The organism is Pseudoteredinibacter isoporae, from assembly GCF_040372805.1.
GTDB classification, from domain to species: domain Bacteria; phylum Pseudomonadota; class Gammaproteobacteria; order Pseudomonadales; family Cellvibrionaceae; genus Pseudoteredinibacter; species Pseudoteredinibacter isoporae_A.
Genome location: NZ_BAABWJ010000008.1, coordinates 84,813 through 111,742, shown reverse-complemented (window position 1 = coordinate 111,742; position 26,930 = coordinate 84,813). Strand labels below are relative to the sequence as shown.

24 protein-coding genes are annotated in these 26,930 nt (G+C 49.8%); 15 read left to right on the top strand and 9 right to left on the bottom strand.

Going from position 1 to position 26,930, the window contains the following annotated elements:
• Positions 1–35: 35 nt before the first annotated feature.
• Genes ABWW03_RS15350 through bacA form a run of 4 tightly spaced genes read right to left on the bottom strand, consistent with a single transcriptional unit; the run spans position 36 to position 4,101 of the window.
• On the bottom strand, positions 36–1,982 hold the full coding sequence (locus ABWW03_RS15350; protein WP_353409669.1) for a hypothetical protein: 1,947 nt from the start codon (positions 1,980–1,982) through the stop codon (positions 36–38).
• Positions 1,983–2,022: 40 nt separating this feature from the next.
• On the bottom strand, positions 2,023–2,721 hold the full coding sequence (locus tag ABWW03_RS15345) for a DUF1449 domain-containing protein (protein WP_353409667.1): 699 nt from the start codon (positions 2,719–2,721) through the stop codon (positions 2,023–2,025).
• 49 nt (positions 2,722–2,770) lie between these two features.
• The gene (locus ABWW03_RS15340; protein ID WP_353409665.1) at positions 2,771–3,457 is read right to left on the bottom strand and encodes a PspA/IM30 family protein; all 687 of its coding nucleotides are present in this window, start codon (positions 3,455–3,457) and stop codon (positions 2,771–2,773) included.
• Positions 3,458–3,471: 14 nt separating this feature from the next.
• Positions 3,472–4,101, bottom strand: a complete 630-nt coding sequence (gene bacA, locus ABWW03_RS15335; protein ID WP_353409663.1) for a biofilm formation regulator BacA — start codon at positions 4,099–4,101, stop codon at positions 3,472–3,474.
• A 285-nt stretch (positions 4,102–4,386) separates the two neighbouring features.
• Between bacA and ABWW03_RS15330 the strand changes: the two genes are divergently transcribed.
• Positions 4,387–4,791 (top strand): hypothetical protein, encoded by a 405-nt coding sequence (locus ABWW03_RS15330; RefSeq protein ID WP_353409661.1) that lies wholly within the window; start codon positions 4,387–4,389, stop codon positions 4,789–4,791.
• Positions 4,788–6,161 (top strand): class II fumarate hydratase, encoded by a 1,374-nt coding sequence (locus tag ABWW03_RS15325; RefSeq protein WP_353409659.1) that lies wholly within the window; start codon positions 4,788–4,790, stop codon positions 6,159–6,161. Before ABWW03_RS15330 ends, ABWW03_RS15325 begins: the two co-directional genes overlap by 4 nt.
• A 36-nt stretch (positions 6,162–6,197) precedes the next feature.
• On the opposite strand, the gene ABWW03_RS15320 is transcribed toward ABWW03_RS15325, so the two are convergent.
• Positions 6,198–8,144, bottom strand: a complete 1,947-nt coding sequence (locus ABWW03_RS15320; protein WP_353409657.1) for a diguanylate cyclase — start codon at positions 8,142–8,144, stop codon at positions 6,198–6,200.
• A 340-nt stretch (positions 8,145–8,484) separates the two neighbouring features.
• Between ABWW03_RS15320 and ABWW03_RS15315 the strand changes: the two genes are divergently transcribed.
• From ABWW03_RS15315 to ABWW03_RS15255, 13 genes are all read left to right on the top strand, one after another.
• Positions 8,485–10,371, top strand: a complete 1,887-nt coding sequence (locus ABWW03_RS15315) for a hypothetical protein (RefSeq protein WP_353409655.1) — start codon at positions 8,485–8,487, stop codon at positions 10,369–10,371.
• A 233-nt stretch (positions 10,372–10,604) separates the two neighbouring features.
• Positions 10,605–11,090 (top strand): DUF2271 domain-containing protein, encoded by a 486-nt coding sequence (locus tag ABWW03_RS15310; protein ID WP_353409653.1) that lies wholly within the window; start codon positions 10,605–10,607, stop codon positions 11,088–11,090.
• Positions 11,087–11,857, top strand: coding sequence for a DUF3450 family protein (locus ABWW03_RS15305; protein WP_353409651.1), 771 nt, complete (start codon positions 11,087–11,089; stop codon positions 11,855–11,857). Before ABWW03_RS15310 ends, ABWW03_RS15305 begins: the two co-directional genes overlap by 4 nt.
• The gene (locus ABWW03_RS15300) at positions 11,854–13,209 is read left to right on the top strand and encodes a MotA/TolQ/ExbB proton channel family protein (RefSeq protein ID WP_353409649.1); all 1,356 of its coding nucleotides are present in this window, start codon (positions 11,854–11,856) and stop codon (positions 13,207–13,209) included. Before ABWW03_RS15305 ends, ABWW03_RS15300 begins: the two co-directional genes overlap by 4 nt.
• Complete coding sequence (locus ABWW03_RS15295; RefSeq protein ID WP_353409647.1) at positions 13,206–13,589, top strand: MotA/TolQ/ExbB proton channel family protein; 384 nt, start codon at positions 13,206–13,208, stop codon at positions 13,587–13,589. Before ABWW03_RS15300 ends, ABWW03_RS15295 begins: the two co-directional genes overlap by 4 nt.
• A gap of 4 nt (positions 13,590–13,593) precedes the next feature.
• Positions 13,594–14,004 carry an ExbD/TolR family protein gene (locus ABWW03_RS15290; RefSeq protein ID WP_353409645.1) on the top strand — a complete coding sequence of 137 codons (411 nt, stop codon included), beginning with the start codon at positions 13,594–13,596 and terminating at the stop codon, positions 14,002–14,004.
• 2 nt (positions 14,005–14,006) lie between these two features.
• Positions 14,007–14,693 (top strand): hypothetical protein, encoded by a 687-nt coding sequence (locus ABWW03_RS15285; protein ID WP_353409643.1) that lies wholly within the window; start codon positions 14,007–14,009, stop codon positions 14,691–14,693.
• Positions 14,694–14,701: 8 nt separating this feature from the next.
• Positions 14,702–16,081, top strand: coding sequence for a tetratricopeptide repeat protein (locus ABWW03_RS15280; RefSeq protein WP_353409641.1), 1,380 nt, complete (start codon positions 14,702–14,704; stop codon positions 16,079–16,081).
• Between the two features lie 3 nt (positions 16,082–16,084).
• Positions 16,085–16,663, top strand: coding sequence for a PepSY-associated TM helix domain-containing protein (locus ABWW03_RS15275; RefSeq protein ID WP_353409639.1), 579 nt, complete (start codon positions 16,085–16,087; stop codon positions 16,661–16,663).
• A gap of 149 nt (positions 16,664–16,812) precedes the next feature.
• The gene (locus ABWW03_RS15270) at positions 16,813–17,613 is read left to right on the top strand and encodes a DUF4198 domain-containing protein (RefSeq protein WP_353409637.1); all 801 of its coding nucleotides are present in this window, start codon (positions 16,813–16,815) and stop codon (positions 17,611–17,613) included.
• A 12-nt stretch (positions 17,614–17,625) separates the two neighbouring features.
• Positions 17,626–18,627: a hypothetical protein gene (locus ABWW03_RS15265; protein WP_353409635.1), complete on the top strand. Its 1,002-nt coding sequence runs from the start codon at positions 17,626–17,628 to the stop codon at positions 18,625–18,627.
• A 42-nt stretch (positions 18,628–18,669) separates the two neighbouring features.
• Positions 18,670–20,169 carry a DUF2271 domain-containing protein gene (locus tag ABWW03_RS15260; RefSeq protein WP_353409633.1) on the top strand — a complete coding sequence of 500 codons (1,500 nt, stop codon included), beginning with the start codon at positions 18,670–18,672 and terminating at the stop codon, positions 20,167–20,169.
• 17 nt (positions 20,170–20,186) lie between these two features.
• Positions 20,187–22,406 (top strand): TonB-dependent hemoglobin/transferrin/lactoferrin family receptor, encoded by a 2,220-nt coding sequence (locus tag ABWW03_RS15255; RefSeq protein ID WP_353409631.1) that lies wholly within the window; start codon positions 20,187–20,189, stop codon positions 22,404–22,406.
• 54 nt (positions 22,407–22,460) lie between these two features.
• Here ABWW03_RS15255 and ABWW03_RS15250 read toward each other — a convergent pair whose 3' ends face one another.
• Genes ABWW03_RS15250 through ABWW03_RS15235 form a run of 4 tightly spaced genes read right to left on the bottom strand, consistent with a single transcriptional unit; the run spans position 22,461 to position 26,919 of the window.
• A complete protein-coding gene (locus ABWW03_RS15250) occupies positions 22,461–23,207 on the bottom strand; it encodes a carbon-nitrogen hydrolase family protein (protein ID WP_353409629.1) in 747 nt (248 codons plus the stop codon).
• A gap of 37 nt (positions 23,208–23,244) precedes the next feature.
• Positions 23,245–24,633, bottom strand: coding sequence for a multicopper oxidase family protein (locus tag ABWW03_RS15245; RefSeq protein ID WP_353409627.1), 1,389 nt, complete (start codon positions 24,631–24,633; stop codon positions 23,245–23,247).
• Positions 24,634–24,677: 44 nt separating this feature from the next.
• Positions 24,678–25,814 (bottom strand): DUF1513 domain-containing protein, encoded by a 1,137-nt coding sequence (locus ABWW03_RS15240; RefSeq protein ID WP_353409625.1) that lies wholly within the window; start codon positions 25,812–25,814, stop codon positions 24,678–24,680.
• Positions 25,801–26,919 carry an imelysin family protein gene (locus ABWW03_RS15235; protein WP_353409623.1) on the bottom strand — a complete coding sequence of 373 codons (1,119 nt, stop codon included), beginning with the start codon at positions 26,917–26,919 and terminating at the stop codon, positions 25,801–25,803. Before ABWW03_RS15235 ends, ABWW03_RS15240 begins: the two co-directional genes overlap by 14 nt.
• Positions 26,920–26,930 lie beyond the last annotated feature (11 nt).

The following is a 26,930-nucleotide window of genomic DNA, read 5'->3' as shown; positions in this document are numbered from 1 at the left end:
GTTATCGGCTTTTACATTGCACCTTGCAATGCAGCTTAAGCGTCCTCAGTGGTTTTAGATGACTCAGCTTTGCCTTCAATGACCCGGTGTAACAAAGCTTGAATGGTGCCACTCTTGTCTGCCAGGCCATCAACTGCCTTGCCAATGGAGAGGGATTTAGCAAAGTTATCGAAGAAGTGATCCTCACCACCTACGATGTCAATCTTCGCCTTCTGTAGAGCGACAGCCAACACTTCTGCATTTTCGCGGGCAATCTCTTTACCGGCTTCAATCGAAGCCAGAGCTTCCTTAAGGGCGGTTTCAAGGCCCATACGATATTCTTCGTGAGAACGTGCATCCTCACTCATGCTGTTCATTGCCTGGAACTTGTCTACCAAGCCATCCGCCTCAGCTTTGAATTGCTCGCGCGTTACTTCAGCATTTGCCAGACCAATATCACGAGCCGATTGGGCTTCAGCGTCACCCTGTGCGGCAGTGACATCAGCTCTTGCCTTACCGGTTCCCAACAGAGCGTCAGCTTCGGCGTCACCTTTCGCTTTGATCACCTGAGCCTCAGCCACACCTTCTTTCTCCAAGGCATCTGCCTTAGCGGCTTGAACCTTAGCTTCGGCCAAGCCGGGTGCAGCTTGCTCAGCCTGAACACCTTCAGCCAACTTTTTCTTAGCCTCGGCTTCTTTCGCCGCGGCATCCAATTCGGCCTGTGCCAAGGTGGTGATCTCAACTGACTTATGCTTAGCAGACAACTCTTCAGCTTCCGCTGCTTTGACTTGTTTGACTTTATCTTCTTCCGCGATGGCCTCGGCAGCCAGCACTTGGGTTTGCTTGGCTCGGTCAGCTTCAGAGACTTCCCGAACTTCTTTAATGCGCTCTTCTTCGATGGCAACAGTCTTGTCAACCGCTACACGCTCACGAATCACGTTAGCGATCTCCTTCTTCTCTACTTCGATCGCCTTGTCTGCTTCAATTTTCTGAATTTCAACTTCGCGTTCACGGGAAACGATTTCCAGATCTCGTGCTCGGGTAACTTTTTCTTCTTCAATTGCAACCGCACGTTGACGATTCTGTTCTGCCACCTCGATTTCACGCTTTTGATTTTCCGTCTGAACCGCGAGATCTTGCTCCACCTGGATAGTTGTCGCTTCTGCCTTGCGGCGCTCCTCTTCCTGAACTTTTTTGGTTTCCGCTTCCTCGCGAGCTTGAATGGTGGCGACTTCACGCTGTTGCTTGGCTTCGGCATCCGCCTGCTGACGCTCCAGCTCCAACATCGCCTCTACGGTTTCAACATTCTTTTTCTTAATTGCCAATTCTTCATCGCGCTCCAAAATATTGGTGCGAACATTTTGCGCAGCAGTTAATTCAGTGATCTTTTTAATACCTTCGGCATCCAGAATATTACTTGGATCCAAGGATGCCTTTGGAGTTTGCTCCAGATAATCGATCGCTACATCTTCCAGAACATAACCGTTCAAGTCATCACCGATAACCTGAATAATCTTTTCACGGAATTCCTGGCGATTTTCAAACAGAGCAACGAATTCAATCTGTTTACCAACCGTTTTAAGCGCTTCAGAGAATTTTGCGTTAAACAGCTGGTTTACTGCATCTTTATCCGATGCGCGACCTGCACCGATGGATTTGGCAACTTTCAAGACATCAACAGCCGTCTCATTCACTCGCAAATAAAAGGCAACCGTAATGTCTGCGCGCATATTATCAGCACAAATAAGGCCATCCTTGCCTCGACGATCCACCTCCAAAGTAATCAAGGAAATTTTCATCATTTCCTTTTTATAGATAATCGGGTAAACCAGCGCTCCAGTAAAATGCACCTTAGGACTGGAGCTCATATCGTTCACGATCAACGCTGTCCCCTGTTCAACCTTCACATAAAAGGCCTTGAACAATGCTGCCAGCCCCATGATCACAATAAAGAATATGCCCACACCCGTTACGATTGGCATAAGTACAGATAAGTCAGCCATTACGCTTACTCCATGTCCATGTTTTTAGATTTTGAGTTTCTTACTGCGGGGAACCTGAAAATTCGTCTTCAGATACCACTCGATAAAGATTGCTTTCTGTCAAGTGTTCCAAAAGCACAACGCGATCACCTTTGGAGTAAACTGCATCACCCGTCGCTCGGGCCTTCAGTATCAAACCTGCGCCACCATCTTCCAATACTACCTCACCAAAATCCTTGTCGACTTTGGAAGTGCGCACAATTGCGGTTTGCCCCAGAACATGTTTTACCGTTTGCTGCTGAGCTTTTTGAAACAGAGGTCTTAGGGGTTTAATCAATATGGCTGTGATCATTACGGCAACATACAATGAGCCGATAAGCACAGGAATACCTGCCAGGTATCGCAATATCCCGTCCGGAATCACGCCAAATAAAAAATGAACGATGTAGTAGCAGACCAGCCAACCGAACAATGAAATTAAAGACATAATAATTGTTACGGGTACGCCGACTAAGCCAAAGCGAAGCATGAGGCCAGCAAGCACATCAGGGGTGGACAATCCATTGTCCGGGTTTATATCCATACTGGCATCGGCATCCGGGATATCGAAGTCCAATATATCAATATCCACAAAGCCGAGAACGGCAACCAACCAATACAGAACGGTTATGGTAAGAAAGAAGGTGAAACATGCGGTCGGAAATGAAGCAATATTCTGGTAGAAGGGATCCATACCCTCGCTGAGTAAAACTGCAAACATTCCCGCACCTCCTTATTCCTTGCGCCTGTATTGTGTTGTTTTTGTATCGTTAGGTTTTTTTCTTAAGTCGTTCGAGAATATCATCAGCACTGTTTCCAGTACTGGCAATGCCCGCTTCTTCCAGCTTGGTTTGCAGGGAAACATCCACATCTTCTTCCGCCAATTCACTGGCGGCCGACATTTGCGCCTCTTTTAGAGCCTGTTTCTCTTTAATACGCTCCAGAGAATCCATCGCCGTCCTCATCTTGGAGTTGGAACCACTGTGGCGCTCGGCAACGGCGGCCTGAGCCCGCTGAACATTTTCCGTCGCTTTGACGGTATCTACCTGCTGTTTAAGGCGTTTTATATTGCGCTCGCTCTGTTGAATTGCGGCACGCAGTTTATCAACGCTCTCAGAAAAGCCACTCGCAGAGTCCTTTTCCTGGGACTGCTGATTCTCAAGACCGGCAATTTTTTCAGCCACTTCCCGGGCCAGACTCTCATCACCCTTCTCCAAAGCTTTGACCGCATAGCCTTCATGCTCATCAATCTGCTTTTGAAGCTGAGCAACCTTTTCTTCAGCTAACTTCTGCCTGGCCATGATTTCTGCCAAGCTGCCTTTGGATTGCTTTAATTCTTCGGATGCGTCGCGAACTTCCTGATCCAGGATTCTTAACGCCTGACTATCAACGATAGCCTCACCCGCTTCATTAACACCACCACGCAGGGCCGTCATCATTTTTGACCAAATATTCATCACCTGCTCCTTGCTTAGCTCGCTTCAACTGGAATGGACAAAAACTCACTGTAAGCCTCTGTGGCCTGGATCACATTACTTGCCAACACTTCAATTTCGAAAACAATATTGGGAAGAATTGACGACGCACTCAATGCGCCAAACATGTGATAGTAATCGCTTCCATCGACTCTTGCATCCAAACTGATGGTCGAAAGCGGGAAATATTTGTGTGTTTGCAACACAGTTTTATTAAAAGCATCGACATCACTGACTTCCGACACTGACCACAGCACAGACTCAACGATAATTTGCTCACCGCTGACTGTCAGGAAGACAGGCAGATCGCCATACTCCGTCATGACAATATGCAATGTTGGCTCAACGCCATCAATGAGTTCCAGCTTGGCCTGCCCACTGACAAAAAGATCGGTTTCTGCCAACGCCTCACACAAGCTGCTCGTTGTCCAACGTTCCACTTTATCTGTCATACTCATCACTCCTTTAGATCGAACCCTACCCCCAGGCATGCGCAGCTGCTTTTCTACATCAGCCAGCTGTTTGGCGTTCTCAGGAAGAATCCACACTTCCTTCTTTACCAAGCCCTGCTCTCGCAAGCGTCGGCGGTATTCACGTTGATAATGTGCTGAAGATTTCGCTTTCATAAGTCAAACATATCCCATTACATGTGATGAGTCAATTTTATTACATGTAATACTGAACATTTTCTTAATAAACTCGACATAAACTTAAAAACCCATTGAAAACAACCCCTTGGGGATGACCCTCAATCAACAAAAACACAGCAAGCACCGATCAGAACCAGAGTAGCCGCATTATGTGTCCGCGCAGTGAAATCAGTACTCGGTGCCTGAGTGGAGCTATTGCACTATTATCAAAATAAAATACAATGAGAATCATTACCGTTTAATTACAATAGAATGCCGACAATGAACACCCCAAACCAGATCCCGGAAATCATTGAGTTGCGCCAACTCATACGCACGGGGGATTCCCCAAATTCACCGCACTTGATTCAAAAATGGCTCCACATTGAAAGCTGTTGCGCGAATCGTCGGGGACTGAAACCCTGTCAACGATGTGACAAAGGAAGACAGCAAAATCATTTTGAACAACAATTCTATCTATTACTCGATACCATCAGTGACGAACTGATTAATCCGCAATGGCGCTGCATGTGCCTGGACTACATCTACCGCCCCCTGCACGTCTTGCACCAGCTGATCGAAAACGAGCAGGATCGAATACACTGGCAACAGCTGCGACTGGAATTAGCCCTCTGCAGCCACTACGTTGCAGACGGCTTGAGTCAAACGAGGAGAGAAGCACTATGAAAAATATGCGCATTGAAACTGACAGCATGGGTGAACTGGAAGTCCCCGCCGAAGCCCTGTACCGAGCTCAAACTCAGCGAGCCATTCACAACTTTCCCATCAGCGGCCAAATTATGCCAGAGCGCTTTATTCGCGCCTTACTCAACGCAAAAGCAGCTGCCGCGCTGGCCAACAAAGAGTTAGGCGCTATTAACCCCAAACACGCTGATGCCATCTCTGATGCCGCCGATCAGCTATTGGGGGATCCCGATTTTATGCTTCATTTTCCTGTCGATGTTTTCCAGACGGGCTCCGGCACCAGCTCAAACATGAACGCCAATGAGGTTCTCGCCAGTATCGCCACTGAACTTTGCGGGGAGGAAATCTCACCAAACGATCATGTCAATTACGGTCAAAGCAGTAATGACATAATCCCATCTGCAATTCATATCAGTGCAGCGGTTGGACTTCATGAAGAATTACTCCCCGCACTGGAACATCTGGTAAGCGTCACTCGCCTCAAAGCTAAACAGCTACACAAATACGTAAAAACCGGCCGCACCCACCTCATGGACGCCATGCCCGTCCGCATGAGCCAGAGCTTAAACAGTTGGGCCACCCAAATTGAACAAAATCTTACGCAGCTGAACACTCAACAACCTTTACTCCAGAGCTTGGCTCAAGGTGGCACCGCCGTCGGCACAGGTATCAATGCACATCCCAAATTTGCTGATACCTTTGCGTCAACAGTAAGTGCCCGCCTGGGCATCACGTTCACACCTGCAGAAAATTTCTTCGCTCACATTGGCTCACAAGACATCGCTGTCGCCCTCTCAGGCCAATTGAAATCTACGGCCGTATCGCTGCTAAAAGTGTCGAACGATTTACGCTGGATGAACTCTGGGCCACTCGCCGGTTTGGGTGAAATTGAATTGGAAGCTCTTCAACCAGGCTCTTCAATTATGCCCGGCAAAGTTAATCCGGTTATACCAGAAGCTACGGCCATGGCAGCCGCGCAGGTTATTGGCAACGACACCACTATTACGGTGGCAGGTCAATCGGGAAATTTCGAGTTGAATGTCATGCTGCCACTGATTGCGCATAACCTGCTTCAGAGTATCACTTTATTGAGCAACAGCAGCCGCCTGTTGGCCGACAAAGCCATTTACAGCTTTACCGTGAACGAAAACAAGCTGCAGGAAACCTTGTCGCGAAACCCAATTTTAGTGACGGCATTGAATCCGATTATTGGCTACCTCAAGGCGGCTGACATCGCCAAACAAGCCTACAAAGAAGGCCGCCCTATCATCGATGTTGCGGAAGAAAACACTCAGCTAAGCCGGGAAAAACTGCTGGAATTGCTCGATCCAGCGAAACTGACTCTGTCGTAAACAAAGGGACGCTCATTGGAACACTCGGCACTCTGCTCATGAACGCCAAGCTCTGAGCAACACGCTGGATTCCTGACCGGCCGTCGGAGGTCGGTACCGAACAACGCAATCCCGACCTCGACTTTTCGCTTGATACAAGGCCTCATCGGCCTTCTCAAGCAAAACTTTGAAGTCACCTCGTGCCTCACACTGATGAACAAAGCCGATGCTGACAGTTGGCGCGGGAACACCATCGATAGGCTTTGATTTCAATAGCGCTGAAAAATCTTCTGCGATTCTAGACACGTCAGATGCCGACATAGCCCGAATAACAAACAAGAACTCTTCGCCACCAAGGCGACCAAAGCTTATTTTTCCATCGCAAAACCCTGACGCCACCAACGCAATATACTGAAGAACACGGTCACCCCTGGCGTGGCCAAAGCTATCATTGATGCTCTTGAAGTGATCCACATCGATAAGCAATAGCGATAAAGAGCTTGAGGTATTCGCCACGCGCTCTCCCCGCTCGATAATCGCTCGACGATTTAACACACCGGTCAAACTGTCATAGTCGGCCAAAAACCGGAGCTTCTTCTCATTCCGAGATGCGTACAACACCATCGCGACCAGTGAACATATTGCCAACAAGGACAAACTGATGACCAACACCGATATGCGCAACTTGTCCTTTTCAGATTCAAGAGCCAACTCGGTCATATGGTTATCCTGAGTCAGCTTTTCGATTTTCAAAGCCTCGGATTCAAAGTCAAATCGAGCCCTCTCCACTTCAGCGGTCATCAGACGAATGTGGTCGCTGCGCTCGAGGTAGGACTGGTAGACTTTTTCAAAAAGTTCTGCTGATTCTTTATGGAAACCCAATTGGAAGTTGGCTACCGCACTCAGCTTCAACAGACGAATACGGTATTCACCCCTGGGCAACTCTGTGGCGATGGATTCCGCCAGCTTGCATTGTTCAATCGCCTGCTCATACAAACCTTGGGCGTTCAAATACTCAGCATAAGCCAGGTAATAGCGAATTTTGACGGGCACACCTTGAACGTTCTTTTCTATAGACCGTGCAATGTCGATGTACTTATTTGCCTTACTCGCTTCACCTATTTTGACATAATGAAGAATCATGGAGCTGGAAAAATCCATCAGGCGACCCTCATGGCGATACCCACCTTCTTTAAACTGCGCCTCCAACATCCGCAAGTACTTTTCCGATTGTTTAAAATCTCCCAGTCGGATATACGCATCCGCAATCTGATTCAGATCGTATTTGATATTCCTCGAATTTCCGACAAGACGATCAAATTTCAGTGCCAGCTTAAAGTAGTCGATTGACTCCTTATCTCGCCACATATGGCGATATACATAGCCAATACGGTAATTCATTTCAGCTTGCAAAAAGAATGATTGCGCCTCATCTTCCCGAGGCAGTAATTCTTTAAGCATGATGGACTGCGCTTCTTTGTAGTTCGCAAAAGCCAATGGGAAATTTTTCTCGCCTGAGTAAACATCCCCCAGTGTCAGAAAGCTATGAAAGGCAACCTGAAAATCGTCCGCATCAACAGACTCAGCAATCGTGGAGTTCAAAACCGCTTTGGCATCCGCACTTTGAGAAAGATTCAGATAGGCCAGACCCAGTAACATTTTACTGTAGCGAAAATAGGAACCCGGGACAGCCACGCGTTCAGATATTTCCAATAAACGCGCACGGGCAGCAATGGAATCTTCCAGTTGCTCCGTGTGAACCAATGCCTCTTGATAATGCAGGTAAAATTGCGCCTGCACAGCCAGGGAATAGAGATGAATCGTTCCCAGATAAACTTCCAGTTCAGATTTAGTGCTTGAATTTGATCTGAGAAGAAAATGCTGGCTATCCAATTTCTGCAGTAAATTGTCCAGCGTTTGATTACTCGCCTGCAATGATGCACAGGGAATCGCCCACAGTAGAACCATAAAAATGAAGGGCTTTAAACGTCTTATTTGGCTCATGTCCTACCAGGCCTTACAGCGATTACTCCGGATAGAAGCGGATACGGTTTAAGCCATTTAATCCGTGCCTCCCTGTCGGTCTGCACTACGTTAACACAGCTGGATTGAGGCAAAGCCTAGACGCCCAATAAATGGCTACAAATCATTAGTGCTGACTCTTTTCAGCCACACTTTCTAACCAATCCAACCTGTCAAAAGCCCTGAATCCACACTGAACCTCCCCACGCAGATACCCCACATGGACCCCTCAAGCATCCTGAAAACAATCAGGCTTGCCGCCCACTTTCCTCTCAGGCACACTTAGCCCGATTTTTCTTTTACGCAGGCTAAGGATGTCAAAATGGCTTTTGATTATGGCTCGATAGACCTGGGGCTCAGAAACCCCTTTAAGAAAGAAGGGGCGGTTACGGCCCTGCGCGGTGCGGCCGAGGTGGCGATGGGTGTATTCCTGCTGTTTCAGGCGGCGTCTGTCGTCAAAGAGAACGCCGGTATCGGCTGGATACTCGTTTTGTTTGGCTTGTTTTTACTCGCTAGCGGCATTCGCTTTTGCGCCAGCGGCATCATTGCGACCCTGCGTTTTTTTGTTGGGCGAAATCACCCAACCTCACTGGCCCAGAACTTCAGCCATTCTGAAGCCAGCACTGCCAAAGAAGAATACGATTACCTGGCCTACAGTCGTCAGGGGCTGACCGAAATGTTGGTCGGCCGCAAGAACTCAACCTTTGTCGAACCCGAAGGTTTGGTCGCTCGATTCATGCACAGCATTTTCCCCAAGCTGATTTTCATGCCTTATCCTGTGCGCAATATGGCTCAACATCTGTTCGGCGCCTGGGTTCGAACCCTGGTAGCCCTGATCGCCTACGCGCTGACGGCTTTTGTATCCTTGGCAGGTTTTGCTGGCGATATTGGTGAGTTCGCGTTTCCCGCCTATTCCATTGCGCTGACCATTTACCTCATTCTGGTTTGGCGCAACGCAGGCCAAGGTATCAATCGCACCGCCGACAAACGTATCTCCAGCCTCGGCGGCAAAGAGCTGACCAAGGTCGTTGCCGGCGCGATCCTGCTGCCAGTAATTATTGGCCTGGCGTTGTCCTTTACCCTGAAAACCAGCGGCTGGAGCTTGCTGAAACTGGAAGAAATTTTGGCTTGGCTGCCGGCGCCAAACACCCTGTTTTACCTACTCGGTGTGAGCATTGCCGCAGTTGTAGTCAGTGTTCTCTGCAGCATGATGCTGAAAAAACGACTGGCCTACTGCGACCCCAAGGCGGAGGTATCCGAGTTACGCGAGAATTGGCAAGAATCCGTCCACCCCAATGAGATCTTCATCAATCTCGACAATCTGGTCATGGCCAATCGCCGGTATAAAGAAGTGCCCAACCGGGTTTATCAGGAACTGGAACCCAATCTGGAAGAACAAGTAGAGGGTAAAGGCAAGTTCTTTGGTGAAATGATTCAGGAAGTTCAACCCAAATTTAAAGCCATGGACCTCGGTCCCGCCTTTAACAGCAGTCGCATGCTAAGCCTGATTACCGGAAATATCGGCTTTCTAATCGCCTCCCTGCTGACCGTTTGGCTGGCCTTTAATGTCGGCGATTTATACAACTACATCAACGATATTGGCTTTAAGCGTTTGGGTTCCGCGCTCACGGATGAGCAGATAAGCGAGCTTTCCAGCTTGGCCGCATCGGTCATACACGTGTTTCTCGCCGCCGTACTGATTCGCGCTTTCGCCCGCATACTGAGCAATGCAGCCCATGTCTTCTTCGCGGAAATGCAATTCGAAAGCCATCTGATTTACGTCAAAATAGAAGGTACGTTCACCGAGTCGAAAATTTCAACCGGTACCAGCATCCACGACTCCACCCGCTCGGAAAACACTCTGGTCCGATCGAGCATTACGCCCTGGGTAATTGTGAGTCGAATCGTTTCCAGCACGTTCGCCGCCAGCGGTATGCGCAACCTCGAACACCCACGTTACATTCTGGAAATGCATAAGAATGACCAGGAGCTCGCCAGCATTCGTCAGGATGTCATCAGCTTCTTAAAAGACCGGGAATCCATTGCAGCAATCACCAGTGAACGTGACCTGCACAATGCCTCGCAGATTCATGATATTAACCAGCAATCCCGCGCAATCCCAATGCAAAGCAATCCTGCGCTGACCAAACAGGATGAAGAAGCGGCCGGATATTTGCGTCAGGAAGACGATCTCAACAAACCGGAATAAGCTAAAGGCCAGCTGCTGCCTTGGCGGGGTCGCAGCTGGCTGACCGGCACAAGCCCATCGCAGCCGCGCCCGCGCCCAATGTTTCTCCCTCACCCCTCACCCCTCACCCCTCACCCAATCGCCCCCCAAAACCCAACAATGCTCTGCTGTAATCGATTGAATGATAAAGTTCTGGTCATATCAATTTAAATAATTATAATAACGATTCTCATTTGCCATCTTATTATCATATTATGCATAAACGCACTTTATCGATTGCACTGCTCTGCTGGGCCGGCAGCACCTTGGCCGCGCCTTATAAGATCGACATCACGCTCCCCAACATTAGTGCCGGTGACTATGAACGTCCCTACGCGGCGGTTTGGATTGCCAACAGCAAAAACAAACCTCAGCGAGTGGTTCAACTATGGTATGAAGACGAGCGTTGGCTGAAAGATCTTAAATACTTCTGGCGACGGGTGCTGCGCAAAGATGAGCACGCTGCTGATGGCGTGACCGGCGCCACCAAAGGCCCGGGTGTTTATTCCTTGTTGTGGGACGGGCTCGATAACAAAGGCAAAGACCTGCCCTCAGGACACTATAAGCTCTGTGCCGAAGTGGCACGCGAACACGGTGGCCACAACGCCAAATGTCTAACATTTGACTGGCCCCTTGGCCAAAAGAGCGAACTCAAGCTGGAAGGCGAATTGAGCCAACTGAGTATCGAGGCCACACCGTGAAATCTCTGCTTCTCTCGGGCTTGCTGATTCTCAGCCTTATTTCTCAAAGCAAGAGCATCGCCCAGCAGTCTCACGCCTCACGCCTGGAAGGCTTGATGCAACAATGGCTGACGGTTGAGCAACAACGCGAACATATGCGTCTGTCCTGGCAGGAAGAAAAACAAGTTCTGAATCAACGCCTGGAACTGTTGAATACTGAATGCACGGAACTGGAGAAGCAGCTGAATAAACACTCCGGACTGAGAAGTAAGGCTCAACTCGAGCGCGAGGCGTTAGCCAGTGCACAGAATACTCTGGAATCTCGACAGCAACGATTGAAAGCGGCCCTTGAACGGGCGCATCACCATATCAACACGTTATTGCCTCGTTTGCCCGCCCCCTTGGCCGAACACTGGAAGGGTAACCTGAACAAGCTCACCCTACTTGAGAATCACCCAAGTAAACGCCTGGACCTGTATCTGGATATGTACAAGAGCTTTGATCGCTTTCAGGAAAAAGTCACCCTGCATCAAACATTAATGCCCATCGCCAACCATGGAGAGCAAGAGATTCTCGTTGACCAGATTTATCTTGGTGTCGCACGCGGTTGGTATCTCAGTCGCGACGGCCAGTACGCCGGGTATGGGGAAGCCGGTAGCAATGAGTGGCAATGGCACAGTGACAATACACTGTCTGACGAACTCAGGGCATTAATGGACGCGACTCGGCGCCCTGAAAAGGCCACCATTTTACCGATCACCCTCTCTCTCAGTGGAGATACGCTATGAGGGTCATCGAACGATGGTTTCGCCAGCATTCGCGGCCGTCCAATCTTGTTACGTTGTTTGCACTCGCCCTGTTTAGCACGACCAGCTGGTCAAACAACCAACTGGAAGCAGGCTTATTGCGAGACATTAAAACCGCCCAAGAGCAACTTCTTGCATTGCAGCAAAAACAGTCCAGCGAACGACGCTCCTATTCTGGACGCCTTCATCAAGCTGAGAAAAAAGTGGAAGATCTGCGAGATAAAGCGGCGACCATTCAACGCTTGGCCGACGAAAAAACCCTGGCCTTACAAGAACTGCAAGACCGCTTAAAAAGCTGGCAGGAACAAGACGCCTACCAAGCATACGCGTTGGTGGATTATCTCGGTGAGCGTATGGATCTGAACGACACTCACGATACCGATATTCTGTTAGAACGATTTGAACAACAAGCCCAGAAACAACAAAATGCTCTTCTCCCACGCTGGAAAAACCAACAGATTATTAACGCCTCCGGCCAACTTCAAAACGCTCAAGTACTGCGCCTTGGCCCGGTTCGCTGGGCAGTGTCAGAGTTATCGGCCGGCTGGTTAAACAATAAAAACATTCCAGAAATCATTCTGTCGGCCTCTGATTCACAGCGTGACAACTGGCAACAACAAGCACAGCAAGGACGCGGCACATTGCACGTTGATCCAAGCCTGGAACGTGCCATTAAACTGGCCCAACGGGAAGAAAGCCTGAGCGAACACGTATACAAAGGAGGCGTGTGGGCTCTGCCCATTTTGCTGTTCGGCTTAGTCGCCCTCACTTGCGCATTGCTCAAAAGTATACAACTCTTGCGCCAGCCCAAATGGATTCCAGCGATTGGGCGTCGCACCTCAGCCGCCTTTCAACGCGGCGACCGCGAAGCCATCCAACCGTTACAAGCCTTGTTCAGTCATCAGAAATTGCCCGGGATTCAGGCTCAGCTGCTGGCCATTTGTCTGACCGAAGAGCAACTGGGTCCGAGAGAAGATCGCTTATTCAATAGCCTGATGGCCCACAAACAGCGCTTGGAAAAATGGCTGAGCACCATTGCTGTCATCGCGGCGGTAGCTCCGCTGCTGGGTTTACTTGGTACCGTCAGTGGCATGATTGAAACGTTTAAACTGATGACCATATTTGGATCAGGTGATGCTAACGCGGTGTCCAGCGGTATCTCCGAAGCTCTGGTCACAACCGAGTTAGGGCTAGTCGTCGCTATTCCTGCGCTGCTACTGCATGCTTTTTTGCAACGTTGGGTACGTCGACAAAACAACAAAGCGGAAGCCTTCGCCATCGAATTAAGCCAACTCCAGTGGTCGGATGAACATCACGAGGCAAAAGCCGCATGATTTTCCACCTTGACCAATGGGTTTTCTGGGCGATTCTATTGGTGGGTTTGCTGGCGTACAGCTTATTGTTTGACAGTCTTCTCAGTGTTGAGCCTGAGATTGAAAAACAACTGTCACGCTGCCAGCTCTCCGACGCCTGCCTGGCGGCGCTCCCACTTTTAGGCTTGCTCGGAACGATTATAGGTTTGTTGCACACCTTTGCCGATATGGCGACCGAGCATGTGGATTTCAACACTCTCATCGCTGGCGGAGTCGGTACCGCACTGGGAACCACACAACTGGGCCTGCTGCTCGCCGTTCCAGGGTATCTGCTGAACCACTACATAAAAAGCCGTCTCTCTCACACCAATGAGCGAAGCAACTGCACGAGTGAGGCTTAACCGTATGCGATCGAGACTGAGCCAGCGTATCGAACAAGAACACAGCAACAATATCGATCTGTCTCCACTGTTGGATGTTGTGTTTATTCTGCTGATTTTTTTTATCGTCACTACTGTCTTTGTCAAAGAAACAGGTATTGAGGTGGACAAACCCAAGGCGGTATCAAGTGAGCAACTTGAACGTAATATGGTATTGCTCGCCATCAGCGCCAGTGGAGAAGTAATGTACGATGGCGCGAGTATTGGCGTCTCGGGCGTTCGTGCAACCCTCGCCCACGCATTGGCCAAGCAACAGAAAGCCCTGGTAATTCAGGCTGATAAAAACACACCCGCACAGTTACTAGTGGATGTTATTGATCAAGCCAAGCTGGCCGGCGCCAGTCAGATCAATATAGCCACTCGACGAGGCAGTTGATCATGAGCGCGATACACTCAACGCGACAAAAGCGTCCCTTAGGGCTTGCCTTCTCGCCGTTCACTCGTCGAGCAATAGCGGTTTTATTCGCGGGCCTGAGCCTGCTTGTTTTGTTGGCACTCTTGCAATGGAGTCAATCCAATCAGACTCCGGAGAAAAAGGACTGGATGGTTCGCCAAATCACCGTGACGCTTCCGCCCCCTCCACCTCCTCCGGCACAGCAACACACCCAAGACAGCCACAGCGTGGAGGACTTAGATTTCACCTTTCAAACCAAAGGCCTGACGCTCAAGACAAGCACGCAGCAGGTTAAAGTCAATGAAATGCGCATTGAAAAACCACCGATAAATCAATTAACCCAACTTAATCTGAGCCTCGACTGGTCTCCGGACTGGCAAGCTTTTGGGTTGGAACAATTGGACCACCGCCCCCAACTGCTGACACCAATTCGGGTAAGTTTTCCACATCGTTTGTATCAACGTGGTGTCAACCGAGCTCAAGTCAAACTTTTGGTGATGATCGATGAACAGGGGCAAGTTCACCTGCAAAAAATTACTCAGCTGAAATACCCTGAGCTTAAACCCAGCCTTAAGCACGCCATCAGCCAAGCTCGATTCACCCCACCCAAGGTGGATGGGAAATTGGTAAAGGCCGAATTTATCTGGCCATTGGAACTGGAACACAGCTGAGACGCCACATGTTATTTGTCAAAACCTCGACCCAATACTTGCGATGGTTCAGCCACACCGTTTTTTGCGTCTACGTAATAGCCCTGAGTGCAGCCGCCAACGCCAGCGTCAAAATTTCCCTGCCAGAGCCCAATTGGGCAATGAGTTTTAATCCGATCATTCGCGGCGATGGTAACCCGACACTGAATAGCGACGAGTTCAGGATTATCGACGATCTACGGCCCTTACTCGAAAAACAGCAATACACTCAAGCGGAGCGACGCTTGAAAGCTCAATGGCCGAGCCAACCCAGTGCCGCCCTGCTCTACGTTCGTGCTCAGGTATTGACCCAACTCAAACAATACCAGCAGGCGGAAACAGACTATCTGCAGTCCATCCAACAGCATGGCGATTACCTGTTAGCGAGCCAATCTCTGGCTGGCTTAGCCTTGAGTCAAAACCAAGCTGAAAAGGCCCGCAAACATCTGGCAAAAGCCATCGCGTTAGGCGGTGCCAGCGCAGATCTGTTTGGTCAACTCGGCTATTTGAATTTACGCGAACATTCAGCGTTCAGCTCGGTTGCGGCATACCAGAGAGCCTACGCACTCGAGCCTGAAAATGAACACTGGCAAAAAGGGCTGTTAATGGCCCTGAGCCAGTCTGGTTCTCATTTACAGGCGAGCAGCTTGATTGATGAATTATTGAATGAAACCCCAAACAACCGCGAGCTCTGGCTGCACAAAGCGAATGCCGCTATTTCCGCTGAGCAGCACAAACGCGCCCTGACAGCAATGGAAATGGCCTATCGCCTGGGAGAAAGACAAGCAAAAAATCTGCAGCTACTGGCCCAGCTTAACGTCCAGGCGGGCAATATTGCTCGCGCTGTCCACATCGCCCAGCAGAGCTCGGGTTTATTGAAAGATTACAACTATTTGGGACCCATGTTGGAATGGCTGGTGTCACACGGTCACTGGCGTGAGCTCGCCACCTTAATCCAGGCCAGCAAAGCCCAAAGCAAACATTTTCTAGCCGTTGAACTCAGCCATTGGAATGTACAGCGTGCTCGCTTTTCAGCCCATAACAAACAACGCAAACGTCAAGCACAGTTGTTGCAACAAGCATTGCAGCAAAACCCCACCAACGGAGACGCAATTCTGGATCTGGCCCAGCTTCGAATTGAACAGGGGCAATTGAGCCGCGCCGATATTCTTCTGAGTCGAGCTGAATCCATCGACAAAAACCGAGAAGCCGCCTGGATGAAGCGCGCACAAGTAGCTTACTTACAAAAACGTTATAAAGCCGCGCAGAATTTCTTACAGAACATACTCACGCTCGATCCGAGCCGCAGGGACCTAATCGCGAACATGGACATTCTTCAACGACTGATACGACAAGAAAACACACGTTAAACCATGAAAGTAAATAAAACCCTTTGGCGCTGGTCCCGACTACTCCATATCTACGCCGCCGTTGCACTGCTGCTGTTGCTGCTGTTTTTTGCCTTCACCGGCATTACCCTGAATCACCCCAGTTGGTTTGTTGGCGAAGCTCAGGAACAGGAAATTAAACTTCAGTTAAATGCCTATCATGCCAATCAAGGTGTGCATTTCAGCCCAGACCAAATCGGGCAGATTGAACAAGCCTTGGGTTTAAGATTCAGTCAACTCAGTATCGAAGATGACGGCGACGTTTTATTTTTCGACGCGCAAATGCCTGGAGGCTTTGCCAGCGGCGAGCTGGAAATGGAAAGCGGATTTATTACCGCCAGCCGCAGCGACTTTGGCGTTTGGGCCTGGATGAACGATTTACACAAAGGGCGTCATACCGGTTTCGCCTGGAAGCTGTTATTGGATGTCAGTTCAGTCCTGATTCTGTTGTTTTCCATCAGTGGTTTGATTTTACTTTTGCCCAATCGCCGATACCTGAAACCCGCCTTATATCTGGGATGCCTGACAGCAGTCCTGTGCGCAATCGCCCTGTTTAGCCGCTGACGGAGGGACACAGTCCGAAATGTCGAATTGAATTGGGGATTTCCCTCAACAATTATTGAGAATAATTTGTATTTGCATTAAGATTCACAAACTTTAATGAGCCGCCACTACAGGCGGTAACAACATTGAATACCACGGAGCACCAGACTATGTTCGGCCTACCCCGCAAGACTCGCATCATGTTACTGGCATCTCTGGCAGCATTGAATGCTTCCCAGAGTTCTGCCCACACGCCTTATATTGCGCCAACCAGCTTTGAACCCGTGATGGGAAAAATGGCCAGCTTTGATGCCTCTTTTGCGGAAGCGTTTTTTATTCCGGAGGCCGCCTTCAGCAAAGGCAACTTTATGGTCACTACGCCCAAAGGTGACCGCGTCAAACCGGACACCCTAACCGAGCTGAAAACCCGAGTGGTGCTGGAGCACGAGTTGAACGAAGAAGGCACCTACCGCATTACCACAGGCGCACGCCGCGGGGCCACCTTCTTGATTTACGATCTGGATGGCGAAGAAAAACGCGTCATGAATCCAAAAGAGCCAGCCCCCGAAGGCGCCAAAGTGAAGTTTCACTTTCAATCCATCACGCGCGCTGACACCTATGTCAGTCGCAAGGCACCCAGTAATGGCGCTTTAAAAGTCGAAGCGAAAGGTTTGCAAATTCTGCCATTGCACAATCCCACCGAGTTGTTCGCCGACGAGGTATTTTCGCTCAAAGTTTTACTGGACAACAAAGGCCTCCCAAATCAGGAGATTCTGGTATACCGAGCTGATCAAGAAAAAAGCAAGCCCATGAGTTTTGCCGGTAATCAAGACGGCATCGCGTCACTGACTCTGCCCGCAGGAAAATACTTGCTTCGCGCACGCTATCGCGGACCCGCACCTGACGGTTCGGAAGTCCCTACGTTCAGCCACACCACCACCCTAAGTGTTCAAGTGTTTGACAATATCTAAGTGAGAATAGCCATGAAAAAACTACTACCGATCGCCATTGCACTTGCCAGTCTCAGTGCCTGCTCTCAAACCACACCTACTGTCGAGCAAAACCTGGGCAGTAAGGGATTAAGCCAGGCCGAGCGCAGCAAGGCAGCCAAAGACGATCGCGGCCACCGCCCTATGCCCATGACGGAAGAGCGTCTGGCGCGCATTTTGGAAGATCACGATGCCTCGAAAGACGGCGTTCTCAGCTGGACGGAATACAACCATTCTCGCCGTACATTTTTCGACGGTGTTGACAGCAATAAAAACGGCACCCTGGATACTGAAGAATACGTTTACGAATACGAAGGTCGTCTGGATGATCGCATTGAGAAAGATCGCAAAGGTCAGGTAAAGCAAACCATTGTGCGGTTCAAGGCCCTCGACAAAAATGACGACCAACTCATGACCTGGGCGGAGTATGAAGCCTCAGGCGAACGCACCTTTGCACGTTGGGACCGCAACAAAGATGGCGTTATTGATGACAAAGATCCTAAACCCGAGCACAAATGGAAACAGAAAAAGGGCAAACGCCTTGCCCAATCCGATGAGAAAAACGCCAACAAGAAGGCGCCTCGCCGCTCAATGATTCGTATGCCTACCACACACAGTAAAAAAGGCATGTTCAGCCTCTACGACGCTAACGAAGACAGCAAAATCACCAAAGGCGAATTTGTGAATGAACGCCGTTCATTGTTCCACCTGGCCGATCAAGACAAAAGCGGCGACCTCGCCTTAAATGAGTATCTGGGTGAGTACGAAGATCGAGTCGATGCCGCAATCGCCAAAACCCGTCGTGCAGCGATCAAGCAAACCTATATTCGTTTTGATGTTCTGGACGATAACAAGGACAAACGCATGACCTTCGATGAGCTGCAGATTTCAGGCAAGCGCATCTTTAATCGCTGGGACAAAAATCAAGATGGTGTGATCTCATCAGAAGACATCGCTGTCGGCCAAAAAGTCGCCGTGCAAAGCGACCGTTACTAGCTTTCACTGTCAAAACGGCTCTAATACTCACGGCGTCACATTGTGGCGCCAACACTCTTCATCAACACAGTTGCGATTTCAGTGAACAAAATTCTCATCCCATTCCTGAGCCTTGGTGCCCTGCTTCATGGCGTGGCTGGCAACGCGGAAGTTGTCGATGTTCACCATGACAATGTCTTGGGAACGTCTATGCATCTGCGCATCGATGCGTCGAATCAAGAGGCCAAACTCGCAGAACAAGCCGCCCTGGAAGAGATTCGTCGCTTGGAAAAGGTGTACAGCAACTATGACAGTACGAGCGAACTTATGCAGATTCGCAATGGTCTTCGCTCCCAGCTGTCCACTGATATGAGAACCATGGTATCGCTTTGCCAACAATGGCAAGAAGAGTTACCAATGGCGTTCAGCTGCCGACTGGGTCAGGTTATTGACGCCTGGAATCAAGCCGAAAAGCACCAGCAACGTCCTGACCGAAAAGTCATTCGTGCCCTGGCCCGCAAGGCTCTGTATTCCGAATACGCTCTCAGTAACGGCCTCATCCCTTCAGATTTCAGCTGGGAATTTTCTGCGATTGCCAAAGGGTATATTATCGATCAAGCGATGGCACAAGCTCGTATGGCAGCCCCCTCGGCCAAAGCGCTTCTACTGGATATCGGCGGTGACATTCGCCAGTGGCAAGAAGATGGAAGCGAGGCCTGGCCGATACGCATCGCCGACCCGAATCAACTCGATGACAGTCAACAGCATTCACTGGGAAGCGTTCATCTGAACAACCAGGCCATTGCCTATAGTGGTCACAAAGCCCGCCATCGACAAATTGGTCGCCGACAGTTCAGCCATATTCTCCAAGCTCGCGATGGCTGGCCACGAGATTTCCCGAACAGCGCCGTAGTCATCGCATCAACGGCCACCGAGGCCGACGCCATTGCCACAGCCCTCAGCACGATGGACTTGGATAAGGCCCTCGACTGGGTTGAACAAAATTCTACTGTCGAGGCGTTGTTAATCAGCGAAGATGGCCGACAGTTTCCAAGCAGCGGCTGGCATCCACTGAACAACAAAAACGCCGCACGCAATCTGGCTTCAGCCAACATCCGCTTCGCGCTGCCCAAAATCCGCAGCGGAAATTATCGCAAACCCTATGTGGCACTTTGGATCGAAGACGAACAACGTAACGTAGTCAAAAATCTACTTTTGTTAGGCGACAGCGAACGCTGGATGAGCGAAAACAGCGTTTGGTGGCGTCGACAAGGACGCAAAACGCCGGCCTTGCTGGACGTCATGGCACGCCCTACTCGGCGATCAGGTGAATACCAGCTGCAATGGTCAGGACGGAATGATTTCGGCAAATCCGTGGCCACTGGCCAATACCAGTTAATTATAGAAGCCGCCAGAGAACATGGTGGACACGAAAAAATAAGCATTCCATTTGAGCTAGGAAAGCCAATAAAACACACCGAGAAAGGCCAAAAAGAAATCCAGTTTATAGAACTGGAGTTGAGATCACCTTTGGTTGGCAAGGCTGACATAGCCGCCAACTGAACAACGGGGAGACACAAATGTTTACAAAATCTACTTTAGCGTTGGCCATCGCTGTGGCCAGCAGCAATAGCTTTGCTCAAGTCCAGGAACTGGATGTGACCAAAGTGAAAGGCGAAACCAAAGAAAATCAGGAAGTCATCTCCAATCTGAAGATTGAAGAAAATATGGTGAACAACCTGGACGATCTGGTTCGAGATCTACCTGGCATTGTCATCAAAGCTGGCGATGGCCGCTGGGGCGGTACCGGTTTTAATATTCGCGGCGTGGCGGATGATCGCATCGCGGTGTCGATTGATGGTATTGAACAAGGTGAAAGTCTGCAATACGAAGGTGGTCAGGCCTACGGTTACTTCAAAGGTGGCCGTAATGGATTGGAACTGGAAACGGTTAAACAGGTCAGCATCACCAAGGGGGCCGATTCCGTAATATCAGGCAGTGGCGCCCTTGGGGGGGCCGTTCGCTTTGTTACCAAGGATGCCGATGACTTCCTGAAAGAAAGTGGCAATGATTTTGGCCTGGATTTCAGCAGCTCCTACGACAGTGCCAGTGAAACCACAATGGGCAGTATGGCCCTCGCGGGTCGCTCTGCTCAGTTTGAAGCTTTACTAATCGCGACCAAGCGCAGTGGACACGAAACCGAAAACCACACCGCTGGCCCCGATATTGACGGCGGGCAGCGCGAGCGTCCAGATCCTCAAGATCGCGACACCGACAGTATTCTGTTCAAACTCAACTACGATATCAGCAGCAACAATACCATTGGCTTGGTTGTTGAGGACTACACTCAGGAAATCAAAACCGACGCGCGTTCCTATAACGGACCGTGGTATATCAACCGACAAGGAGACGATACCCGCGAGCGTCAACGCATTGGCCTCTTCCATAAAATGGATGTAAACGCGACCTTCTTTGATCGCATCGAATGGAGCATCGACCGACAAAACATCGACTTTGAAGCCAGGACTCTCCAAGGGGTCGACATCCCTGGTTTCTTCGGCCCTCCGGTTGTGGGGTTCCGTATTGACAATCGTGTTTTCGATCAAGAAGTAACCCAGTTCAAATTCGATTTCAACAAACGCATTCAGAGCGGCAATGTGGAACATCAATTGTTCTACGGCTTTGCTTACACGGACAAAGAAGTCGATAACGAAGAAACGCGCCTGTTTACCCCCGAGGGCAGCACTGAAACAATTCCGAGTACTCGGCAAGCCCTGGTCCCCCATTCAGAGATTCAGAGTTACAATCTCTTTGTTCTGGACCGCATTACCTTAAGCGACAACACTCAACTGGATGTGGGCATTCGCTATGATGACTACAAGTACGATGCCACAGCCAGTGAGTTCTACAGTGACGCCATCGGGGGAAGCAGTCTGAACAAACAAGATTTTGACTTCTTCAGTGGCGCCCTGGGCTTAACCCAGAAAATCAGCGATGATAGCAAGCTTATTGCCAAAATCGGCCGTGCCTTCCGCGCACCCACTGTTGAGAACCTCTACACTCGCAGCGGTTCGGCGGATGACTGGGGTACAGGCCCTAACCCTGACTTGGATGTCGAAACCGCCACGAACTACGAATTGACCTTCGAGACTCGCTTTGACGCCGGACGCGTCAGCATTACCGGTTTTTTCAACCAGTATCAGGATTTTATCGAATCCCAGGACAGAACTCGCGTCAATTCCGTGGGTCAGGAAGACATTTATTCGGTTGCCGCGAATGTGGGCGATGCAGACACCAAAGGTTTGGAGTTGAGCGCCAGTTTGGATCTGCATAAAGCCCTCGGAGCGCCGCAAGGCATGAGCGCCTTTGCAAGCTCGGCCTATGCTGAAGGTGAACAGGACAACGGTGATCCGCTCACCAGCATTCAACCATTCAGTGCCAAACTGGGTTTTGCTTACCATCAGGAAGATTGGGGTGTGAACTCAACATTGACTTACACCTCAGCCAAAGACGCTGACGATGCCTACTCCACCAATGCCGATGGTGAACGCGAAGAACGCGATTATCTCAGTAACAGCTCGGCCATTCTGGATATTACGGCTTTTTACAAAGTGAATCAGCAGTTAACCCTGCGCGCCGGTGTATTCAATGTTACCGACAAGGAATACTACATTTGGGACAGCATTCGCTTTGTTGGTCGCGATGACCTGCGTCCGGGCATCGGTGTTCGTGACAACGGCATTACCCGTTTCACTGAGCCAGGTCGAAACTTTACGCTGCGCGCTGACTTCAGCTTCTAAGTCATTCCCACGGTAAAGCTCCTGTCATAGAACGGGAGCTTTACCACTTTTCGTTTACGGCTGTTTTACAAACCCTTTTCCACTGATGGTATCGAACACGACAATGCCATCGCCGTTCACCCCCATTTGAGCGACACAGTGCCCTTGTTCATTCCAAATAGCGGAATGACCATACCCAATGAAATCGTGGCTGGGTCCATAGCAATTCGACATCATGACTTTCATGCCTGACTGTTTTGCCAGTTTTGAATAGAGCCCATTCTGAACCTCTATCACACTCGGTTTATCCTTCGCTACACTGGCCATATACAAAGTCGCTCCTGCAGACTCTGCCGCATCATTGTGACTGCACTGTTTGGACTCATAACATATCGCTGGAGCGATTCGTTCATTACCATAGTCCAGATACAAATCATTACGGCCGGGAGCAAAAAACGGCAGTTCACTGCTATGCAATAGCTGCTTGGAGTAAACCTGGACCGGTTTAAAAGCCTGAAAACACAACAAGGAAATTCTCAGTTCACTTTGGCCATTCCCGATCTTGAAACGCAAAGGCATCCCCAGATAAATCAGCATACCGTGGCGATCACTTAGCGCCTGAATACTCGGCAATTCGACATTATCGGCGTCAAACGCAAGATCGGCGGCCATCGTTGGCTCATAGGCCGTCAAGGACAGCTCAGGAAAACAGATCACATCAACGTTCTCTTGCGCCGCAAGCGCAATCAGTTCCAGATGCTTCTGGATATTCCCGTTCAAGTCCCCAGGAACACTTTGTAGCTGCGCCGCACAAATTCTCATGAAAACTCTCCTATCTCCTGTTGGCCAATGTTATCAATCAGGCTATTTCGATATAGCCCATCAATCCGGTTTTCATATGCTCAATGACATGACAGTGATACATCCAGCGACCGGGATTGTCTGCTACAAAAGCAATCTGCACTCGTTCGTTTTTCTCCATTAATACGGTATCTGTATAAAAAGGTTCAATCTTCTTTTTATTCGATTTGATCACTTTAAACATCACACCGTGTATATGAATCGGATGCCTATGCGGGGTATTGTTTTTCAAGTCGAAAATATAGCTCTTACCCAGTTCCAGCTTCGCCAAGGGCTCGGGAATGTTTTCAGGGCTCATGCCTTCCCAGGCTCGACGGTTAATTGTCCAGAACGCATGCTTCCCTTTACCCGCTCTATCTGCCGGGGTTACAGCACCCTCCCACTCGAAAACAAAAAACTGTTTCTCAGCTTTATCCAAATCCGGTTCTGACAATGGATTGGCTGGTGGCATAGGTACGGTACTTCCAGCGATTTTTTTCAAGGGGCGATCTTCCGAACGCAAACGCATAAAGTCAAAAAACAAGCGCCCTTTGCCATTCTCGATCACAACCTCTTCACCCGCCGCGGGTGTTTTGATGGCTATATCCACGCGCATACCTGCACCGATAGAGTGGTGCTTCAAGGGCTTAGCCTCGGGTAGAGGGTTCGCATCAATACTCACAATATAGGCAGGCCTATCCTTCACTCTCAATGTGTATACCAAGGTGTTGTCGACATTAGCAAATCGCAATCGCACCCAGGCGTTCGCCGGCACCGTCATGGTGGGTCGGTTCATTCCGTTGACCGTCTCATAGTTACCCGGTGTTCCCATACGCGCGGCGTAACGGGGGATACTCAAAGGCTTAAATGAGCCATCCTCGTTCAAGTGCCAATTCTTCAGCATTAAAGGTAAATCAGCGGCATAGTCATCCGGAGAAAAGTGGGGGTTGTCCGCCTCTTCGACCACGAGCAGTCCTACCAACCCTTTCCCCAACTGCACTACACTGTTCATATGTGGGTGATACCAGAACGTTCCCGCATCCGGCGGCGTAAATTCATAGCGGAAATGTTCGCCTGGCATGATGGGCTTTTGACTTAAAAACGGCACGCCATCCATGGCGATATCAATACGAATTCCGTGCCAATGAATGGTTGTGGGCTCATCCAATTCATTTATGACATCAATAATGACAGGTTGCCCCTGCTTCGCTCGAATCATGGGAGACGGGTACTCGCCATTGAAACCCAAACCTGGCGTTTGGCGACCAGGAATCAATTCAAAATTAGCGGCCTGCAAACGAATTTCATACTCGTACGGGCCACGCTGCTTAACTTTAAGGCTGGGTACGCAGGCCGTCAGCGCTAATGTGCTTAACAAGCTTGCGGATAAGAACGTTCGACGTTTCATAAATTGGATTCCAACACCAAGGCCTCGAGCCTTGCCTGATCGACTTACATGATAAAGCTCAGATGATTATCCCAAATGATACCTTGTTGGTAGGCCAAGGCTTTGACTTGACCGGTATTCTGTTCAGATTTAAGCATCTGCCCGGCACCATTACTGATGAAAAACCCGTGCTGTACATTAGAAAACGCCACACCGCAGGCGTCGCGGATATCCCTATGTTCAATACACTCACCGCTGTGCAAGTCCCATCGACTCACCACCCCGCCACGAGGGGAACTCAAATACGCAAAGCGAGCACTCTCCACACCCACCTCAACACTGACACTACCAATATACTGTTGGTGTAGCCGCCAGACCTCCTGTGAGGCCGACAAAGCTTGCAATGAGCTTTCTCCTTTGTGGGAGTATGCTAGGGGCCAAATCGTTTCACCATCCCCTTGATATTGAGCGCCAACAATAACGTGATCATCAGACGTTATTGCAAGATGTCGTAGACTCAACTTAGGATCGGGAGGACGGAAGTCGTCGAGCACTTTACCGCTGCCACTGTCGAGATACAGTAGAGAAGATTGCATGGAGTCGATATTGAGTTTTTTTCGCCCGCTCTCAGGATGCGTGTGAATTCCTCCCATTGCGACCACAAGGGTTTTTCCATCAGACAGACATTCAAGCTGGTGAGGGCCAACCGTTGGCAAAGGAATTTCATCAATCAGAGCCCAAGCTTCTTTTCGATCATATATTCCTATACTCGATGCCTTTTCATCGAGATGGTTTTGGGGCACAACAATATAATCCCCTTGCTCCACACAACTGGCATGCCCAAAAAAGTGGCGATTGCCGGGGGAGCGAATCGTATTCAGTAATTGACCCCGGTCGACATCGATATGATAAAGCTCAGTACCTGGGCGGCGGGCAACGGCCAAACATTCCCGTGATTGCCCGGGATGACTCGCGGGTAAAGTAATGATCTGGTGCAAGCGCTGAGGCAAGGTCAAACTGAAACGTAATCTGCCATTGAGGTCAATCGCCGCAACTCCATATTTACGCCCTTGCTTACCCAGGCTTTGAAAACCACTTAATAGACGCGCCTGATGCCCTGTCTCAGGCGCACAGGCCATCAAGGCGGCCAGACTATAGCCGGCGCTGCCCAGAAGAAAAGTTCGCCGATCAATCGCCGTCATTATTGTTGAAGCCTAACTGAATTCCCAACGCTTTGGGGAGCGGGTGTTTATACAAGCCCGCCAATTCACTCAGCGCTTGCTGGCTGGCCTCAGCATTGTCGATATTCCCAGCCTGCAAACTCTGAAAAAAGCTGCGGTGATCTGCACGCAAATGTTCCTGGGCCTTCTGAAGTGCCAATTCAATTTCTTTGGCGAGCGGCTCAGCCCCGCTTTTTTCGAGGTAACGTTTGAGGCCGGCACGATGAAAAAGCAGATCAACACTGGCCAGGTTTGCCTGCAGGTTCTGGCGCGAATTCTGTGACCGCCACGATTCTAACAGGTAAGGGTTAACTCGTGCTTTTTTACGCTTGCTGCCCAGAGCATCCGCTAATTTTTTATTGCTCGCCGATTCCAACAAAGATAGTTGGCCATCGACAATGTGAGCGACAACCGTTTTGGCGTCTGGAAAGTCAACATTTTCTGGGCCATAGCGGTTTAACTGCTTGCCATAACGGCCCTGCCAATCCTGCAACAGGCTCGCGCTATGACGCTGCAATTGATCACTCTGTAGACTCAGCAAATCGCACATGCGGTTGCTCGACACTCTTTGCGTGTTCAGAGACGGATCAAAAAGCAAATATTCAATCGCCGATAAGCCCTGCACTACGGTGCTGGCCTTGTTGAATTGTTCAGGAGTCAGTGATTGTTCACTCGACAATAGCGGGCGGATTTTTCTGGCAAGCAGGTTTTTACTGTCGGGCCAGAACTGAAACTTCCAGGCTAAATTTTTGGTGTTGATAGGGCCATAGTTAATGGCCTGCAATTGTTCCCACGCTCGCATCGACAAACGCCAAGCTGCTTGCAAGGACTCAAGATCAAGAGTCTGTTCGCCAGCCTCACTGCCCTCCAGTCCTCGACATTGCTCAGTAACGAGCTCGGCCAAATGCTTACTGCGCTCGGCCATATTACCTTGCAGGGGCAATATGTAGTCATTCAGGGCGCGATGAATGAAAGTGTCTTCGGGAGGTTTTTCGGTACAGCCAGACAACACAATACCGAGCGCCAACACGCCCGACGCAAACCACCGTCTTGCGTTCACGTTATGCAAATATTTTGTAGGCCTCACTTTCGACTCCT